The organism is Cellulomonas xylanilytica (assembly GCF_007989805.1).
Lineage (GTDB): Bacteria > Actinomycetota > Actinomycetes > Actinomycetales > Cellulomonadaceae > Cellulomonas > Cellulomonas xylanilytica.
The window spans coordinates 60,301-76,565 of record NZ_BJUB01000009.1 but is presented as its reverse complement, the minus strand read 5'-3'; the positions used below and the strand labels follow the sequence as shown (position 1 = coordinate 76,565).

17 protein-coding genes, 1 tRNA gene and 1 pseudogene are annotated in these 16,265 nt (G+C 67.3%); 9 read left to right on the top strand and 10 right to left on the bottom strand.

Translation table 11 applies throughout. The annotated features are described in order from the left end of the window. Positions 1-295: 295 nt before the first annotated feature. Both CXY01_RS21400 and CXY01_RS20895 read right to left on the bottom strand, forming a co-directional pair. Positions 296-556 (bottom strand): annotated as a pseudogene (locus CXY01_RS21400) (hypothetical protein); the annotation flags it as partial. After that, positions 460-900: a hypothetical protein gene (locus CXY01_RS20895; RefSeq protein ID WP_186813427.1), complete on the bottom strand. Its 441-nt coding sequence runs from the start codon at positions 898-900 to the stop codon at positions 460-462. The pseudogene CXY01_RS21400 and the gene CXY01_RS20895, both read right to left, overlap by 97 nt. A gap of 23 nt (positions 901-923) precedes the next feature. Between CXY01_RS20895 and CXY01_RS14560 the strand changes: the two genes are divergently transcribed. Both CXY01_RS14560 and CXY01_RS14555 read left to right on the top strand, forming a co-directional pair. Then, positions 924-1,322 (top strand): hypothetical protein, encoded by a 399-nt coding sequence (locus CXY01_RS14560; protein ID WP_146928258.1) that lies wholly within the window; start codon positions 924-926, stop codon positions 1,320-1,322. Positions 1,323-1,404: 82 nt separating this feature from the next. Next, on the top strand, positions 1,405-2,403 hold the full coding sequence (locus CXY01_RS14555; protein ID WP_146928256.1) for a DUF2971 domain-containing protein: 999 nt from the start codon (positions 1,405-1,407) through the stop codon (positions 2,401-2,403). 33 nt (positions 2,404-2,436) lie between these two features. Here CXY01_RS14555 and CXY01_RS14550 read toward each other — a convergent pair whose 3' ends face one another. Next, positions 2,437-3,366 carry a Shedu anti-phage system protein SduA domain-containing protein gene (locus CXY01_RS14550; protein ID WP_146928254.1) on the bottom strand — a complete coding sequence of 310 codons (930 nt, stop codon included), beginning with the start codon at positions 3,364-3,366 and terminating at the stop codon, positions 2,437-2,439. A 26-nt stretch (positions 3,367-3,392) separates the two neighbouring features. Then, a complete protein-coding gene (locus tag CXY01_RS14545; RefSeq protein WP_146928252.1) occupies positions 3,393-3,956 on the bottom strand; it encodes a hypothetical protein in 564 nt (187 codons plus the stop codon). 582 nt (positions 3,957-4,538) lie between these two features. Between CXY01_RS14545 and CXY01_RS21320 the strand changes: the two genes are divergently transcribed. Beyond that, positions 4,539-4,673, top strand: a complete 135-nt coding sequence (locus CXY01_RS21320) for a hypothetical protein (protein WP_281285320.1) — start codon at positions 4,539-4,541, stop codon at positions 4,671-4,673. Between the two features lie 316 nt (positions 4,674-4,989). Here the strand turns inward: CXY01_RS21320 and CXY01_RS14540 are convergent, their stop codons facing one another. Next, positions 4,990-5,997, bottom strand: a complete 1,008-nt coding sequence (locus CXY01_RS14540) for a hypothetical protein (protein ID WP_146928250.1) — start codon at positions 5,995-5,997, stop codon at positions 4,990-4,992. A 183-nt stretch (positions 5,998-6,180) separates the two neighbouring features. Here CXY01_RS14540 and CXY01_RS14535 point away from each other — a divergent pair, with 183 nt between their 5' ends. The 3 genes from CXY01_RS14535 to CXY01_RS14525 are packed head-to-tail and all read left to right on the top strand — an operon-like array spanning position 6,181 to position 8,260. After that, entirely contained in the window at positions 6,181-6,615 is a 435-nt protein-coding gene (locus tag CXY01_RS14535) for a very short patch repair endonuclease (protein ID WP_146928248.1), read from the top strand. Positions 6,616-6,641: 26 nt separating this feature from the next. After that, positions 6,642-7,433, top strand: coding sequence for a hypothetical protein (locus CXY01_RS14530; RefSeq protein ID WP_146928246.1), 792 nt, complete (start codon positions 6,642-6,644; stop codon positions 7,431-7,433). Between the two features lie 56 nt (positions 7,434-7,489). Further along, positions 7,490-8,260 (top strand): HNH endonuclease, encoded by a 771-nt coding sequence (locus tag CXY01_RS14525; RefSeq protein WP_146928244.1) that lies wholly within the window; start codon positions 7,490-7,492, stop codon positions 8,258-8,260. A gap of 13 nt (positions 8,261-8,273) precedes the next feature. Here the strand turns inward: CXY01_RS14525 and CXY01_RS14520 are convergent, their stop codons facing one another. The 3 genes from CXY01_RS14520 to CXY01_RS14510 form a co-directional block, all read right to left on the bottom strand. After that, positions 8,274-9,635: a DNA cytosine methyltransferase gene (locus CXY01_RS14520; RefSeq protein ID WP_146928242.1), complete on the bottom strand. Its 1,362-nt coding sequence runs from the start codon at positions 9,633-9,635 to the stop codon at positions 8,274-8,276. A 208-nt stretch (positions 9,636-9,843) separates the two neighbouring features. Further along, on the bottom strand, positions 9,844-11,142 hold the full coding sequence (locus tag CXY01_RS14515) for a hypothetical protein (protein WP_146928239.1): 1,299 nt from the start codon (positions 11,140-11,142) through the stop codon (positions 9,844-9,846). 426 nt (positions 11,143-11,568) lie between these two features. Beyond that, a tRNA-Ser gene (locus CXY01_RS14510) sits at positions 11,569-11,663 on the bottom strand. A 111-nt stretch (positions 11,664-11,774) separates the two neighbouring features. Between CXY01_RS14510 and CXY01_RS14505 the strand changes: the two genes are divergently transcribed. Then, positions 11,775-12,038, top strand: a complete 264-nt coding sequence (locus CXY01_RS14505; RefSeq protein WP_146928237.1) for an HPr family phosphocarrier protein — start codon at positions 11,775-11,777, stop codon at positions 12,036-12,038. Here CXY01_RS14505 and ptsP read toward each other — a convergent pair. Next, positions 12,035-13,732, bottom strand: a complete 1,698-nt coding sequence (gene ptsP / locus CXY01_RS14500) for a phosphoenolpyruvate--protein phosphotransferase (RefSeq protein ID WP_146928235.1) — start codon at positions 13,730-13,732, stop codon at positions 12,035-12,037. The genes CXY01_RS14505 and ptsP overlap by 4 nt on opposite strands. Further along, the gene (locus tag CXY01_RS14495) at positions 13,729-15,057 is read right to left on the bottom strand and encodes a PTS transporter subunit EIIC (RefSeq protein WP_146928232.1); all 1,329 of its coding nucleotides are present in this window, start codon (positions 15,055-15,057) and stop codon (positions 13,729-13,731) included. Before CXY01_RS14495 ends, ptsP begins: the two co-directional genes overlap by 4 nt. Positions 15,058-15,223: 166 nt before the next feature. Here CXY01_RS14495 and CXY01_RS14490 point away from each other — a divergent pair, with 166 nt between their 5' ends. Together CXY01_RS14490 and CXY01_RS14485 are read left to right on the top strand one after the other, a co-directional pair. Beyond that, entirely contained in the window at positions 15,224-16,018 is a 795-nt protein-coding gene (locus tag CXY01_RS14490) for a GntR family transcriptional regulator (protein ID WP_146928230.1), read from the top strand. Further along, complete coding sequence (locus CXY01_RS14485; protein WP_146928228.1) at positions 16,015-16,260, top strand: PTS sugar transporter subunit IIB; 246 nt, start codon at positions 16,015-16,017, stop codon at positions 16,258-16,260. Before CXY01_RS14490 ends, CXY01_RS14485 begins: the two co-directional genes overlap by 4 nt. Positions 16,261-16,265: the final 5 nt, after the last annotated feature.

The window sequence follows — 16,265 nt, the reverse complement described above, 5'->3', positions numbered from 1 at the left end:
GAGAACGGGGTTGTCCCGCTCCAACGGTTTTTAAAACCGTTAGTGCGTACTCAACTGACGTGCATGTATACAGGTTCGAGCAGATTCTCCTGGCACGCGTTAGTTTAATGTTAGTTGATGCAGCGCCTAGCCGGCTCTCAGACGGGTCGTCAACCTGTCAGTTCGCGGCTCTGGCCCGGGCGAGGTACTCCGCGAGCTGGTCGGCCACCTCGACGCTCGATGCCTGGATCCCGCCGTAGTACCTGTGGAGCACCTGAAGCGAACGGTGCCCTAGGAGTACCTGGACTGTGGGCAGCGGCAGCCCGGCACGGATCCATTGAGTCGCAGCGGTGTGCCGGAGTGCTTGAACAGTGCGGTCTTGCGATCGAATGCCTGCGCCGTCCAACCCGAGGTGCCACGTGGTGTTGTCGAGCGCTTTGCTGATGTGCCCGCCCGCCTGAGCCGTGAAGACGAGGTCGGCTACGCGGCGAACGACACACGCCCCCCGCGACCTAGCCGGGGTCCCTCGCCTGTGAGTTCGACGCGAGTGGCGCGGTGCCGCGGGTTGGCTAGCCATCTCAGCACTTCGGCCAAGTCGAACGTCGGCCGGTTATCGGTGCCGAACTTCTTGATGTAGCCAGCAGCGGCCGCGCGACGGAACATGTCCGGTCCGTATGTCGTAATGGCCTGGAGCTCGCGGTAGGTCACCAGCTGCACCCCGTATCGAGCGGCATTCGAGTTGCCGACCACGCGCAGACCGTCGGGCGTTAGCTTGACGGTCTGCAGCAGGAGGACGGGCGCCGTTCCGAGGGTCTCGAGTTGTGGCCGTGCGCCCTCGGCGTATCGACGGATTCGAAACTGGACGGTGCACTCATCGGTGGTGGTCTCGTGATTCACGCCATTACCGATCGACCAAGTCACCTCAACGTGTAGACGTTTCGGATGTGACCCGCGTCACCGAACGTATGTTCGATCGCCTGCGACACTGCCCCATGCCTCCTCACGCCGCCCCGCCGTCCCTGTGGCGCCTCATCGGTGCCCCGCTGCCGGTTCGCCTCGCGACGGCCGCAGACCCCGCCACCGACGCGGTGACGTTGACAGTGGTCGCCCCGCCCGCGCAGGACGCCAAGAACGACCCGGAACTCACAGGGCTTGTGGAGACGATCGTTCGCCACCGATGTTGTCCGCCCGCCGTCGCCGCGCGATACGTCGGACATCCCGAAGTCACCATCCGGCGGCTGGTTCTCGCTGTCCCAGAGCTGCCTGGAACCGGACTCGAATCACGGGCATGCGACCCGGACGAACAGATTCGCCGCGAGACGGTCGCGCGACTTCAGCGTTGATGTGCCCTGCGTTCGCAAGCCTGAACCTGCGACACGCGCTCGACTCACCCGAAGTCACTGGAAGACGCAGCACAATCGCGGCGTGGCTTCTACCTCCGATCTGGCCTCGGTCTACCACTACACCGACATGGCTGGCCTCCTCGGCATAGTTTCGACCGGCGAGCTTCGGGCCACCGAGGCGTCTGGGATGAACGATCCGATGGAGGTCGGCGGCGGGCTCACCCGGATTCGCTCCTGGCTCGAGTTGCGCAGCGATGACCCGACAGCTCGCGACATCCTCGAGAATGTTCTCCCAGACGCAGATCCCTTCCCGGCGCTGTCGTTCGTGCTCTCGGCATCGCTCGATCGAGACGACGCGACTCAGTGGCGCCTGTATGGCGATGGCGGCGACGGCTCCTGCATTGAACTCGACGCAACGAAGCGTCTGTCGATTCGGACTTTCACCAAGTTGTTGCACGAACGCGATCTCAGCCTGAAGACCGGGCTGCCCAAGAAGAAGGCGCTCGAGCGCGGCGTGAAACCACCGTACGTGCGCGGGTGGTTCAACGTGGCGAGTGTTACGCCGTGGACGCTCGCGACGTACGAGGATGGCGACGTCGACGCCAAGCTGTCGTCACTGCTCGATGAGGCCTCCAGCGAGTTCATGGCGGCCAGTTCCGCTCCACCCGAGTACGAAGAGGCCTGGATCGACGCGAAGCAGCGCATCCTCGACCAAATCGCGCACCTTGCTGGCACCTTCAAAGGGGCGAGCTGGGTGCACGAGCGCGAAGCCCGCATCGTCGCCACACTTATCCGATCGAACCCGCACAGCCAGTTCAGGAGTTCCCGGTACGGGCTTGTGCAGTACGTCAGGCTCGCCGAACACACTGCCGGTACGAGCCACACGATCGCCCGCAAGGGCACCTGGCGAGTCCCGATCAAGTCCGTGACCCTCGGACCGCGCCAGAACTTCGACCTCGCAGCGCCGTCCGTTCGAGCCTTGCTCAGTAGGTACGGGTACAAGTCCGCCATAGACGGCGAGACGTACGACGACATGACGGAACGCGTTCTAGTGCGCCGCTCTGACGCCTCACTTCGGTAGCGCCCCACCAGCGCTCGTCCACGTGCGCGAGGACTACTCCAGGCCAAGTCCGAAGCCGTAGGTCCGGTTCCCTAACCTGCTCTCCAACACGTCCGCTCGCCAATGCTCCCAGCGCTCAGCGAGGTACCGCTTGCGTTCGGGCGTCATCATGACGCTCCGAGCGAGCGCCTCAGCAGGATCTCCGAGGCGGATCGCGTCAGCGCCGATGTTGGCGTCCGTGCCAAAGAGGGGTGAGAAGGCGTACAGCCGAGGACCCTCGGCCAACATCGATACCGTCACCGAACTCCCGTGGTCGAATCGGGGGCGCAGCGAGTCGAACGTCATGAACTGCTCGCGATCTCTTCGCATCCCGTCTCTCTTGAACCGGAGTGCGTCAGGGTTGCTGTGGGGACCGCCATGCTCAAACTCACTCTGTCGACCGAAGATGAGCACGAACCATGGCTCGAGTTGCCGGTTCTCGTATCGCTCGTGAAAGAGGTACTGGTTGCGGAAGATGGTCTGGTTCTCAGGGTGCGCGAACCACCCCCTCCAGTCGTTGAGTTGGTCGTGAGCCTGGGTGAAGCGCTCGGTCGGCCGACCATCCTTCTTGAACCACTTCTTTGTCGGCTTCTCAATCTCGATCAGGATCGGCGTGATCAAGCTCGACGAGCGAGTCACCCACATGAAGTCGGGTCGAAATGACCGGCCCTGGCCCCTCAGCTCTGGCAAGCGGAACAGGGCGCTCATCTCTGAGAGGTGATGCCCGCCCGGGCCAACGTCTCCGCTGCCACCCGGAACCATCGCAGGGTGCAACTCTAGGAACCTCTGAACGTCGTGCTCCTCAGGACCGCTCGCGAGAAGCGAGTACCAATCCGCCAGCGCTCTGTCGCGATAGACCTGCCAGTCGAGTGGTCTAGGTCGGCCGGGATTGCGGTCAGGTTCTCGTATCCCAATGAGGCTGTTCAGACCTTCGGATTCGGCCATGTCGGAACACTACTGACAATGGCGTCTCACGCACGTCCGACCTCGCTGGCCTTCTCGGCCTTTTCCACCTTCACGGACCTAGACCCTCGGTATCCGGCGGTGCTGGTGGCGGCGCGCGCGTGCAGTTGCGTGACGTTCTCGGCCCTGACGGCGGCGTCCACGACGACGCGGTCGAAGTAGATGGTCGCTGTGTCCCCGACGTCCAACACCATCGGAAGGGCCGCACTGACCCGAGCGAGGTCGTCCGTCGTGACCGCAATGAGGGAGCGTTCCTTCTCTCGGTGGAACCGCGTGAACCGTTCGCTATACGACTCCCCGAGCACCAGGTGGATCCCCCTCACCTTCGTTGGCCTCTTCCCCGTGTTCGTCACGGTCACCTCGTACACGCTGAGCGGTCGTGCTGCTTGTCCCGGGTGCTGCCCAAGCATCTTCAATGGGAGCAGGTCGACGCGTACTCGCGCTCGATCTACCCAGATCGACACGACCAGAGCGATCACCGACAGCACGAACGCCGCCACCGCGAGCCATGCGGCAAAGTCGACGGTGGTGAACCACTCCGTCAGGCCATCCCAGCTCACCTTGGTCGTCATGCAGTGACGGTACCGACTGCGAGTACGGACCCACCCCATCTTCGGCTCGGTTGCGACGCGGGCGGCACCCCGTAGGTGGCTCTTCAGTTCTTGAACGAGTCCTCAAGCCCGACACGTTCGAGCGGCAGCAACACCTGGATTGGTCGTCCTCACGCGGTGATGCCAGTCGACGTGCGCAGCGCCCGAACTCAGCACCACTGAGTAGAAGATCGTGAAAACCCCTCCGAGGAACCGGGAGCGCTGTCACGATCGCGCGATGGACCTACAAGCGCTTCTTGAACCAGCGATACCCGTCCTCCTCGGTGCTGCTGTGGCCGCCATCGGGCCGGCTCTTGTCACCAACCGGCGACTGCGGTCCGACCTCGCTATCGAGGCGGCCATGCTGGCGCAGCTGCCCAAGCCCGTTCGTCCCGAACTTCGAGAGGAGGTGCGTCGTCGGACGCTGCTACTCGTCTCCGCCACCCGGTACCCACCCCTAACTCGCCTGGATCTACTCGCCCTGATCGCGTTTACGACCTGAGCAACGGCGGGACTGGTGGGAGCCATGACTACTCCCCGACTCACGCCGGCGGGTGGTCGGCCGTGCGAGCGTTCGAGAGCTACGCCGCCGAGTGGGGCGCGAAGGTCGGCGTCCGCTTCGAGCCGGAGGACGCGTTGGTCTACGACCTGCTCGACGTCTGGCTCCGCGACCAGTCGGGCTACGGCGGTGTGCGATGACCGCGACGGCCGACCTCGTCTCCCTGACCGAGCAAGTCGCCGTCCGCCTCACCGCGTCGGGCCTCCGGGCACATTGCGACGTTGTTGAAGGCGACCCGTACGTCCGTGTCGACCTGACCCATGACGGCACCGCGGCAGCCTGGGTCCCCCTCGACGACCCCACCTGGGCCCTCGTACGCGACCAGGCCGGCATGCCGTGCCGCGTCGAACCAGCCGGACCGCTCGCGAAGGGCTGGGAGGCGTGCAGCGACGTCGAATGCCTAACGATGGCTCTCTGGGAGTGGGTGCTGCGACGTCGGGCCGGCCGCGTACGCCCCTACCAACCGCCAACCCAGTTGAACCGGGACCCTGACTGTCCGCCAACCATGAAGTTCGCGTTTAGCGCCGCCCCGACGCCGTTCTGGATGAGCTGAACGGCGAGGGCAGGGTCATCGGCCGTCTTCACCCAGGACCCTGCGTGCGCCGCCATCGCCTTCGCCGCCGGGGTCTTTCCGCCGTGGTAGACCTGGGCGCTCGACGTCGCGGGGATCTCAAGCCAGGTGTCGAGCCCATCGATGCCGCCGCGGACCGGGTCGCGCCAGCCCGTGAGGTCGGCCATCCACCGCAGCGCTCGCTTAACGACCGGAAGCGTTGGGCTGGATAGCTTCCAAGCATCGTTGAGCCAAGGCGGCTCTCCGTGAGGTCGCTCGCGGTCGAGTCGATGGACGGCATCGAGAAAGTCGTTCGGACGCATCTCGTCGACGAGCGAGTAGATGTGGTCGGTCAGGCTTCCGGGTCCAACGGCCCCTGCCAGGACTGGCCACCAAACTCGCGTGTTGTACGAGAAGGGAACGTACGTCTTCACGCCGCCATCGCAGTTCGCCACTAGCCAGGGCAGGTAGGTCCGGTCGTAGAACCGCGGCGCATTGCCCGACGCCTCGAGCATCGCGAGGAGCAACTGGGCGGTGCCAAGGGGGTACTTGTACCGAGCGCTCGTGATCTTCGAATCGTCCTCGTAGCCAGCCTGTGTCCCTGCCCAAACGGTGGGCGAGGCGACCAAGAGACGTGCGGCGGCGGCATCAACAGCGGCGTCCCAGTGGGCGAAGGCGCCGGCCACCCCGGCCGCCTTCGGCTTCTTGGATCCCCACTTCAGAACGTGATTGCTTACGGTGTCGAAGCGCGTGGAAAATACGTCCACCCCGAAGGCGTCGTTGGGCAGATTGCCAACCGCGCCGGGGTGGACCAGCCAAGTCCCCGACAAGACAGAGAACGCGGCAATCTCGAAGCCTGGGGCGACAGAGCCGAGCATCATCGCCGAGACCATTCCGTCGATGTCGGCGCTCACGACCATGGACCGTGCGTCCGTAAGCATCCGGCCGAGACGACTCGAGGCCGAGTTTGGGTCTTCCGACAGTTGAGGGCCGAGGGTCTGAATCGCAAGGCGTCGACGTGCCGCAGCGTTCGAGTGGTCGGCCACCATGCCGGGACCCTGCAGCCGAACTGCTCACGCCGACGTACGGTGTTGCAGATGGCGGAGCATTGGGTGTCAACGACAGCCGGCCGCCACCTCGCCGGCCGAGTGAAAGAGTCAACGGGCCCGGAGGTGACCCTCCGGCGCGCCCTCCACGCTTGCGGTCTCCGGTTTCGGCTCCACCGCACGCTTGCTCGTGGCTGCACGCCCGACCTGGTCCTACCGCGCTATCGCGTCGCGGTGTTCGTCGACGGGTGCTTCTGGCACGGCTGCCCCGAGCACGGCCGGCGAGCGCCATGGACGGGGCCTAACTCTCAGCTCTGGGCGGACAAGATGAGCCGGAATCGCGAACGTGACGAGCGATCGACGACCCTGGCACAGGAATGTGGTTGGGCTGTCGTCCGCATCTGGGAGCACGAGGTCACAGGTGATGTGGAGGCGGCAGTGGCGCGCGTCAGGGCAGCGGGGGCCGGAGGGTCGACACCGCGTTAGCACGCGTGCGAGCTAGGGTCCCGATCGTGGTCAAGGGCGAGCAGGGCACTCTAGGGCTGAACGGCAGTGACGCGAGCAGCGGATCTGGGGCGTTCGATGCGTTCCGGATTGCACTCGCCACCAGCACACAGCTTAGGAACGAGCTCGAACAGGCGCTCCGCGCGAACGTGCACAGGGTCAACCCCACTGACCGTGCGAACCGTTTCGGGAGCGGCGGAGCGGTCGAATGGATCCTCGCATCCGCAGCGTTCGCAGCGGGAGTCCTCAGCGTCCCTGGCGGACACAACGCCAACGGCTTCGACCTGCGCGCCCTTCGCGAGGACGCACGCGGCCTCTGGTCAGTGAAGAACCAGACATCCCCGAAGGCGATGTCGTACCGGATCACCAACGAGCTTGGCGGGTCGGGTGGCGGGTTCACCGAGCCAACGGTCTTCCTCTCACCGCACCTTCCAGGCATCGTCTTCGCAGATCCACATGTCCACACCGAACTCGCTGCGCAGACGTACGACAGCGGGGACGCGACGATGCTCGGCTTCGCAGCGATCCGCGCGCACGCCGTCGCTCATCCGGAGTGCGTCGCCATCTGCGAGATGCCTGTGAACCCAGGCACAGGGTCCGAAGATCCTTGGCTCGCCTTCATCGAGTCCCTCCTGAACCCGCAGCAGTACCCCACGCTGGCGCGGATGTTCGTCGCGTCAAAGCCGGTCCAGGGCAATCTCGCCTCCGAGTTGCAGACTCTTGTTGCGCTGCGTGATGCCGGCTCGCTGACGGCGGAGCAGTTCGACGCCGCCGTCCAGCGACTCACGAGGGTCGGCTAGGAGTGCCGCCCCGCGCGCGACGCGGTGAAGGAGCGCGAGAGCCCGAACGTCCGCTCATGGCGGCGATCTCCGATGCTCTCGGCATCGCTCATTTCGACTGCGGACGTGGGTCGAACGTCGAAGGTACGTTCCTCGTCGCGATCGCAGACGCGCTCGGATTGGGCGACGAGGCGCGAACGCGCTCGATCGAGCGGAACATCGACCTTCTGATGGAGCACCTGACCGGCGAAGAAGGCGCCGGCCTGACGTATCACTCGGTCGAGGGCACCATCACCAATAGGGCTCTCAACGCGATCCTCTCAGAGGTGATCGACCGAGGGTTTGCAGTCGTCCCTCTCGACCACGGGGCTCCGGCCGCGCGGATCGCACTTGCTCGAGCGGCGGAAGACGAGGACCCGGGAGCTGAGGCCGGCGCCATCGAGGCACTCGAACTCTCCGATGAGCGCAAGCGATCGTTGCGGGCCGTCGTTGTCCGCGAAGGGCAGAGCAGGTTTCGCGCCGCAGTTCTCCGCGCCTACCGCGGTCGGTGCGCGATCACAGGTACGGATTTTGAGTCGGTGCTTGAAGCGGCCCACATTCGTCCGTATCGCGGTAAGCACACGAACTTCGTCAGCAACGGGCTCCTTCTCCGCGCGGACCTTCACCGCATGTGGGATGTCGGGCTGCTGGCGGTAGACGAGGTTGACCGCACCGTCCTTATCGCGAACCACATCACGGCTCCCGAGTACACGGCGCTTCGTGGTCGTCCAATCGCGATCCCCGATGACGTGCGGCAACATCCACTCGCCGCCGCACTCCAGGCTCAACGACAGTGGGCAGGCCTGTAGCCAACTGCCTGACTCACCCTCGGACGGGAAACATCTCGTCGAGCACCTTGTCTGGCGACTCGGGTGCTGCATCGACAGCGGCAAGGATCGCGCGACCCTCGCTGGTCGTCTCTAGGATGTCGCGGTCGCGGTTCACGTGCTCGCGCAGGATGTGCCACACCACCCCGACGTTCACACCATTGCCAAGCTGCTTGTACGTCGCCGCATTCACCTGCCCGTCGAAACTGAACCCGTTCGGCATGCCCTGTAGGCGCGCTGCCTCACGGGGCGATAGCCGACGCTCACGCGGTCCAACAATCGTGGTCTGGGTAATCGCGACGAGCGCTGGGGTGAACGTCGCTCGCTTGGCTCGGATGCCCGACGGGCGGAAATGCATGATCGTGTCCCACAGCCGCGGCGTGTCCTGTGCCTGCCACTCGAACTTGCGGCGCGACGCCGGGAACGCATCTGTGTAGACGCCCCACTTCTTCGTCCATCTGTCGAGTACGCGCTTGTGCCGGGTGTAGAACGCCGCGTTCTTCACCAGGTGCGACTCCTTCCAGGCTGGTGTCCCGAGCGGGATTCGCAGGTCCTTCGTCAGCACCCACTCGTCGGCCCACAGGGGGAACCCCGGGAGGCGCTGACCGTCGCGCTCTTCCCACATGATCTCGACGAGCTCGTTCCACGCGTCGATCCACAGGCGCTCTGCGGCAGTGAGGTCGCATCCCGTGACGTGGTGGTCAGGGTCCAGAGGAAGCCCGAGTGCGAGGTCCCAGTCTGTGGGCTGCCAGCCGTCGATCCGGTCCTTCATCGTCGCGACCGGCTCCACTGCATCGGAACCCATGCCTGTCGGGTTGTACGTCGCAGTGATGAAGACCCGCTCCCGAACCTGCGGGCGACCGCCGCGGTCGCGCGGCAAGAGGTGCGGCGAGAAGACTGCAGGTGTGTCAGCCACGCGATATCCGAGTTCGCGCAGGGTTCGGATGATGGTCTTCCACTCGTGGATGTGGCGCGGGCCGGCGAGGTTGCGGACATTCTCCAGCAAGACGACGGTCGGGCGGTTGGCTTCGATGACCCGCGCGACATTCCAGAACAGCGTCCCTCGCGCTTCGTCCATGCCCCGCTGCGCGCCGGACTTGCTGAACGCCTGGCACGGAAACCCTGCCGCTAGCACCGCGGACGAAGGCACGCTCACCTGCTGGTCGTTCGCGTCCCTCGTGATGTCGCCGAGAGCAGTGCGCCGCCAGTTCTGCTCATAGACGGCGGCGGCAGCCTTGTCGATCTCGACGGCGTACTCGCACGCACCTCCGTACGCGGCTAGCGCAGCATGGAAGCCACCGATTCCGGCGAACAGGTCGATAAAGGTAAACGCCGGGTCAGGTGCGAGGTCTTTCATGGCGTCTCCTGGGTCGCGCGGTGGCATGCTCAAGCTAGCAGCTTAGCTCACGTTTCAGCTATCTGAGCAACGCGTGTCGGTCCACTTCGGCTTGGCGAGTCGGCACGTTACGACGAGCCACCCACAGGCCGGGCATGTCCAGTATCGGCAGGGCTGTGACCTGCGACTTCCCCCCTCCGCATGAGGGCGGAGGGTGAGGCGCGCGCCCCTAGAAGGGCCAGACCTTCCCCTCTTCGAGCTCCTCGGGTACGTCGACAGTCGCGGCCCGCGGATGGGACTGCAAGAGTTGCCGGGCGGTCTGGACCGCCCTGTAGGACCCGACGACGAGGCGCCGTTGCTCGCTCCATGCGACAGGGTCATATTCGTTCTCGCGAACTCGATGCGCGGTATCTGAACGAGCCTTGCGAACCTCTCGCAGAACCTCCGCAGCGGCGGGTACCCACCCGGAGGGATCGTGCCTCACAGTCCTCTCCATCCACTCAGTCAGCATGTTGAGGGTGCCCCGCTGCCCTTCATAGGTGGTGCCCGCACTGTCCCGGCGCGACTCCGTCAGCGCGATGCCCGCACGGGAGAAGAACTTCTGGTTGAGGTTGTCAATCAGAAGTTTGTTGAGTTGCTCAATGAAGTTCGACAGTTCCCGGCGGGTCGGAAGGATCAAGTACCCGTAATCGGTCGGCCGGTTCTGTTCGTCGTACAGCGTCCGGAAGAGTTCTGGATAGCCGATGGCGTCGCAGATCTCGTTGACGGCGCGCATCTCCATGAGGATCGCGGTGTACGGACTGACTTGCTCCGGGAACTCCCCCATCAGGTGCGGCCGGACCCAGTCGGGGTGAAGCATCCAGTCTTGACGGTCGTGCTCAAACGACTTCCAGTAGGACTGCTCCGAGGGCGATAGGTCGTGCAAGTAGCGGAGCGGTACTCCGACCACGATCTCGTCACTCAAGGCATCGCGGTCAAAGCCGATGCTGAACGTCGTGAGGTAGGTGTCGTGAGGTGTGCCTTCGCGCGCGTGAATCTCTCCACCGATGTCGAGGGTGTAGTCGTAACGGGGGTCATCCCTGTAACGGCCAAGCACATCCGCGCGAAAGAATACCGACTCGAGCTGAGCATGGCCGAGTGCGAGCGAAGCAGAGTACGGGGCTCCGGGATATCGGTCGCCGGCGGATACCGCAGCTAGAGCTTCGCGAGTCGGGTAGAGAACAGCCGAGGAGACGCCGCCTCGCCGAAGAACCTCCGCATGGTTGGCGACCGCATCCTGGTGCGGGAATCCGATGATGTGGGCGTTGACCATCTCGTGTCCGAAGTTGGCGTAGACCAAGCCCTCGGCCACCAGTTCGGTGATGAGTTCCTCCACATCGGCGGGGAAGTCCTCCAGCGCGTCCACCAGCTGAGCCGCGCTGACCCCATTGAAGTCAGAGGAGTCCAGGTACTGGTTCGTGATCAGTTGACCCAGCATCGACTTGATCGTCTCTGCGCTGTTCGTCGCGTCTGGTTCTGTCTCTGCCACGGCTCGATAGTGACGTAGTGCTTCGCCTTCCTGCTAGGCCCGGCCCACTGAGCCGGTCTTCAGACGAGGCCACCGAACAGACGGACTGCGCGCCCTGAGTCGACTCGGCAGGGTGTGCGTGACGACCGGGGAACCGCATCGGCAGCGAGGTCGAGTGAAGGAGTACGTCGCGGCCGAAGCGTCAGTTGCCGGTCCCACCGAGCGAGCATGTGACCTGCGACTTCACCCCTCGAGCGCCCAGCGAACGATCGCATTCTGGACGACCCACGTCCACAGCTAGCCGGACTGTTAGTTGCGCTGTTAGTTCGGTGTTAGTTCGCACTGAGCCGAGCTCGGCCTTGCGTTGCAACTCGGCGACCCTAGACGGGTCCGCGCATTAGGAACTGGTGGACAGCCAGATGAGCGCGTGACCTGCGCAATCATCCCTGGCGGAGGGCGTGGGATTCGAACCCACGAGAACGGGGTTGTCCCGCTCCAACGGTTTTCAAGACCGTCTCTTTCGGCCGCTCAGACAGCCCTCCCGTGCGGGACCGGCCCGCAGCGGCACGAGTCTTCCACAAGCAGTCGCGCGATCGTGGTCTAGACCACTATGGTCAGGATCGTCACCGTCGACCCCGCCCAGGAGGCAGGCCATGCAGCGTTCCGTCGTCGTCGCACTTCCCGAGGGGCTGCACGCGCGCCCCGCCGCCCAGTTCGTCGCGACGGCCGGCCGGCTGCCGGTGAAGGTGACGATCGCGAAGACGGGCGGCACCCCCGTCGCGACCGCCTCGATCCTCGCGATCATGACGCTGGGCGTGGGCGCCGGCGACGAGGTCGTGCTGGCGACGGCCGACGACGACGCCGACGCGGCCGCCTCGATCGACGTCCTCGAGCAGTTCCTCCAGCAGTCGGCCTAGAGGCCGGCCGCCTCCAGCACGTCCGCGAGCGCGGCCCGCACCGCCGACCGCGCCTCGGCGGCCGTGCGCTGCGTGAGCGCCAGCGCGGCGAGAGACCGGCACTCGTCCAGCGTGACGGTCGCGAGCACCGCGCCCACGTCGGGGAGCGCCCGCGCCGTCATCGACAGCGACGTGGCGCCGAGCCCGACCAGGACCGGTGCGAGCGCCGGGTCGGCCGCGGCCTCGCCGCAGACGCCCACCGGGCGGTCCCGCGCGAGGCCCCCCGCGCACGCGAGCTGCACCAGGGAAAGCACGGCCGGCTGCCACGGCGTCGACAGCTGCGCGAGCCCGGCCAGCTCGCGGTCCGCCGCCATGGCGTACTGCGTGAGGTCGTTGGTGCCCAGGCTGGCGAACTGCGCGCGGTCGAGCAGGTCACCGGCGCGCAGGGCGGCGGCGGGCACCTCGATCATGAGGCCGGCGTGCCGCAGCCCGTGGGCGGCGCAGCGGTCGACGAAGTCGTCGGCCTCGTCGGCGGTCGCGACCATCGGCGCCATGACCCAGACGTCCGCCGACGACGCCGCGGCGGCCTGCGCGATCGCCTCGAGCTGGTCGTCGAGGACCGCCGGGTGCGCCCACGAGGTGCGCAGCCCGCGGACCCCGAGGGCCGGGTTGGGCTCACCGGACGCCGTGACGAACGGCAGCGGCTTGTCGGCACCGGCGTCCAGCGTGCGGATGACGACGCGCCGGCCGGGGAACGCGGCGAGCACCTGGCAGTAGGCCGCCACCTGCTCCGGGATGCCCGGCGGCGTGGTCCGCCCGAGGAACCCGAACTCGGTGCGGAACAGCCCGATCCCCTCGGCGCCGGTCTCGGCCGCGGCGACCGCTCCGGCCGGGTCGCCGACGTTCGCCAGCAGCGCGACCGGATGCCCGTCCGCCGTGCGTCCGGGACCCTCCAGCCGCGTCGGGCGCGGCCTTGCGTGCGCCGCGCGCTCGACGGACTCGGCCGACGGGTGCCGGACCACGTCGCCGGTCGAGCCGTCGACGAGCACCGTCTCCCCGTCGGCGAGGTCGAGCGCCCCCGCCACCGCGACGACGCACGGGATGCCCAGCGACCGCGCCAGGATGGCGGTGTGCGCCGTCGGCCCCCCGCCCGCGGTGACGACCGCGAGCACCTGCGCCGGGTCCAGCCGGGCGGCGTCGGCGGGGGCGAGGTCCCGCGCCACCAGCACGAACGGCGTCCCGGGGTCTGGCACTCCGGGCGGGCGCAGGCCCAGCAGCTCCGCGACGATCCGATCCCGCACGTCCTGCACGTCCCGGGCGCGGTCGGCGAACATCCCGCCCAGCGCGCGCAGCTGCTCGGCGACCAGCTCGGCCGCGTCCCACACCGCACGGGAGGGCGTCGCGCGGGTCTCGAGGACCCGCCGCCGCGCCTCGTCGGCGAGCGACGGGTCGGCGGCCATCGCCGCGGTGACCGCGAGGATGTCGGCCGCGTCCCCGGTCGCCGTCTCGGCGGCGCGCGCGAGGGCGTCCCGGACCCGCGCCGCCGCTGCGTCCACCGCGGTCGCCGCCGCCGCCAGGTCCGTCCCCGGAGCCGACGGCTCGGGCGACGGCGCCGGCGGGGCGTCGGGCATGCGCGCCACGACCCCGGCCCGGCGTCCTGGGCTGACCCCGAACCCCCTCAGGGTCAGCGGGGCGGCGACGACCGCGGAGGTCATCGGCTGGGCGCCGTCTCGTCGACCGCCGTGACCTGCGGCTCCGTGGCGGGCTCGTGCTCGGACGACGACGGGGTGGTCGACGGGTCGTCGTCGTCCTCGCGGCCCGGCGTGCGCAGCTGCCAGCGCGTGATGACGAACCGGAACAGGAAGTAGTACACGACCGCGTACCCGAGCCCCACGACGAGCAGCAGCAGCGGCATGGTCGCGATCCGGTAGTTCAGCACGTAGTCGATGGCGCCCGCGGAGAACCCGAACCCGTCCTTGATGCCGAGCGCGTTGACCAGCGCGAGCGACGTTCCGGTGAGCACCGCGTGGATGACGTACAGCGGGTAGGCGACATAGACGAACGCGAACTCGAGAGGCTCGGTGACCCCGGTGACGAACGAGACCAGCGCGGCGGAGCCCATGATCCCGGCGATGACCTTGCGGTTCTTCGCCTTGGACGTGTGCACGATCGCCAGGGCGGCAGCGGGGAGCGCGAACATCATGATCGGGAAGAAGCCCGTCATGAAGGTGCCGGCGGTGGGGTCGCCGTGCAGGAAGCGCGCGATGTCGCCGTGCCAGACGTCACCGCTGGAGTCGGTGTAGGAGCCGAACTGGAACCACGGCAGCGAGTTCAGCAGGTGGTGCAGGCCGATGGGCACCAGCAACCGGTTCGTCGTGCCGTAGACGAAGGCACCGAGGATCGTCGAGCCCGTGACCCAGTCGCCGACGGCGGTGAAGCCGGTGTCGAACGCCGGGTAGATCAGCGCACCGGCGACGGCGACGAGGATCGCGGCACCGGCGGTGACGATCGGCACGAACCGTCGGCCGCCGAAGAACGCGAGGTACGGGGGCAGCTTGATCCGGTAGTACTTCTGGAACAGCAGCGCCGCGACGGGGCCCATGACGATGCCGCCGAGGACGCCGTAGTTGATGACCTGCTGCGTCTCGCCCTCGCTCGCCTTCTCCAGCACGTACGGCGAGAGCGCGGTGCTGACCCCGTCGAACACGAGGTACCCGATGACGGCCGCGAGCGCCGTCGAGCCGTCGGACTTGCGCGCGAACCCGACGGCGACGCCGACGGCGAACAGGAGCGCGAGGTTGGCGAACAGCGCGTTGCCCGCGGCGGCGAGGACGTCGGCGACCGGGAGCATCCAGGGCAGGTGGGCGCCGAGGCCGTCGGCGCCGAGCATGTCGGGCTGGCCCAGCCGCAGCAGCAGCGCGGCGGCCGGGAGGGAGGCGATCGGCAGCATGAGGGAGCGGCCGATGCGCTGGAGCTGGGCGAGGCCGGGGAAGCCCCGCTTCTCGGTGGACGCGGGGGCGTCCGCGGTAGCGGTGGTCATGGAGCACTCCTCGTTAAGTGTCCTGGGATGCTTCGGGAGGGGGAGTTCAGCTGTCTGGTCTGGACCAGTTGCGAGCAGACTGGTCTAGACCTCATGATGTGTCAAGGGTCACGTCGCGCCGACGCGGACGGTCCCTCACGACGACCTCACGAAGGAGTGGCACCGCGTGGACGAGCCTGACCAGGGCAGTGCACACAAGTACCTGACCGTGCGCGACCACCTGGCCACCCTCGTCGCCCAGGAGCTCAAGGTCGGCGACGCCATCCCGTCGGAGCGGCACCTCAGCCAGCAGTTCGGCCTGTCCCGGATGACCGTGCGGCAGGCCGTCGACACGCTCGTGACCGACGGTGTGCTGGTCCGCGAGCAGGGCCGCGGCACGTTCGTCGCGCCGCAGCGCATGGACTTCGAGATGCGGCTGACGACCTTCGGCGAGGAGATGCGCCGGCGCGGCATGGAGCCCGCGACCACCGTGCTCACCGCGCAGGTCGTGGCCGCGACGCCCGACGTCGCCACCGCGCTCGAGCTCGAGCCGCGCCAGAAGGTGCACTTCCTCTACCGGGTGCGCAGCGCCGACGGCGTCCCCATCTGCATCGAGCAGGCGTGGGTGCCGGTCGCCCTCGCGCCCACGCTCTTCGACGACGGTCCCCCGGCGAGCATCTACGAGGCGCTGCGGGACCTCGGGCTGGCCCCCGAGTGGGGCGAGGACACCCTGTCCGCCGACGAAGCCACGGACACGGAGGCGTCGCTGCTCGGGCTCGGCGACGCGCGCGCCGTCCTGCGCGCCGAGCGGCGCACCTACTCGGTCGACACGGCGACCATGTTCTCCCGCGCCTGCTATCGCGCCGACCGCTACAGCGTGTGGGTGCCGCTGCGCGCCCCGCGGCCGGCGCTCGTGCCACGACGACGTACCGAGGGCGAGCTCGAACCCGCCACCGCACCCATCGCAGGAGGACGGCAATGAGGCCGCAGAGCAAGGACCAGGCGGCAGCGATCCTGGCTGCCCTCGGCGGCGTCGAGAACATCGACGAGATCGAGCCGTGCACCACGCGGCTGCGGTCGCTGGTGCGCGACGCCAGCCGGGTCGACGCCGCCGGGCTGCGTGCCGCCGGCGCGTTCGGCGTGATGATCTCCGGACGCGTGGTGCAGGTGGTGGTGGGGCCGCACGTCGACCTCATCGCGACCGATCTCGACGAGCTGATGTGAGGAGC

Coding starts and splice junctions, on each gene's coding strand:
- CXY01_RS14505 (WP_146928237.1), top strand. CDS start 11,775: ATGCAGCGTTCCGTCGTCGTCGCACTTCCCGAGGGGCTGCACGCGCGC.
- CXY01_RS14485 (WP_146928228.1), top strand. CDS start 16,015: ATGAGGCCGCAGAGCAAGGACCAGGCGGCAGCGATCCTGGCTGCCCTC.
- CXY01_RS14545 (WP_146928252.1), bottom strand. CDS start 3,956: ATGACGACCAAGGTGAGCTGGGATGGCCTGACGGAGTGGTTCACCACC.
- ptsP (WP_146928235.1), bottom strand. CDS start 13,732: ATGACCTCCGCGGTCGTCGCCGCCCCGCTGACCCTGAGGGGGTTCGGG.
- CXY01_RS14520 (WP_146928242.1), bottom strand. CDS start 9,635: ATGAAAGACCTCGCACCTGACCCGGCGTTTACCTTTATCGACCTGTTC.
- CXY01_RS14525 (WP_146928244.1), top strand. CDS start 7,490: ATGGCGGCGATCTCCGATGCTCTCGGCATCGCTCATTTCGACTGCGGA.
- CXY01_RS14550 (WP_146928254.1), bottom strand. CDS start 3,366: ATGGCCGAATCCGAAGGTCTGAACAGCCTCATTGGGATACGAGAACCT.
- CXY01_RS14535 (WP_146928248.1), top strand. CDS start 6,181: ATGGCGGAGCATTGGGTGTCAACGACAGCCGGCCGCCACCTCGCCGGC.
- CXY01_RS14495 (WP_146928232.1), bottom strand. CDS start 15,057: ATGACCACCGCTACCGCGGACGCCCCCGCGTCCACCGAGAAGCGGGGC.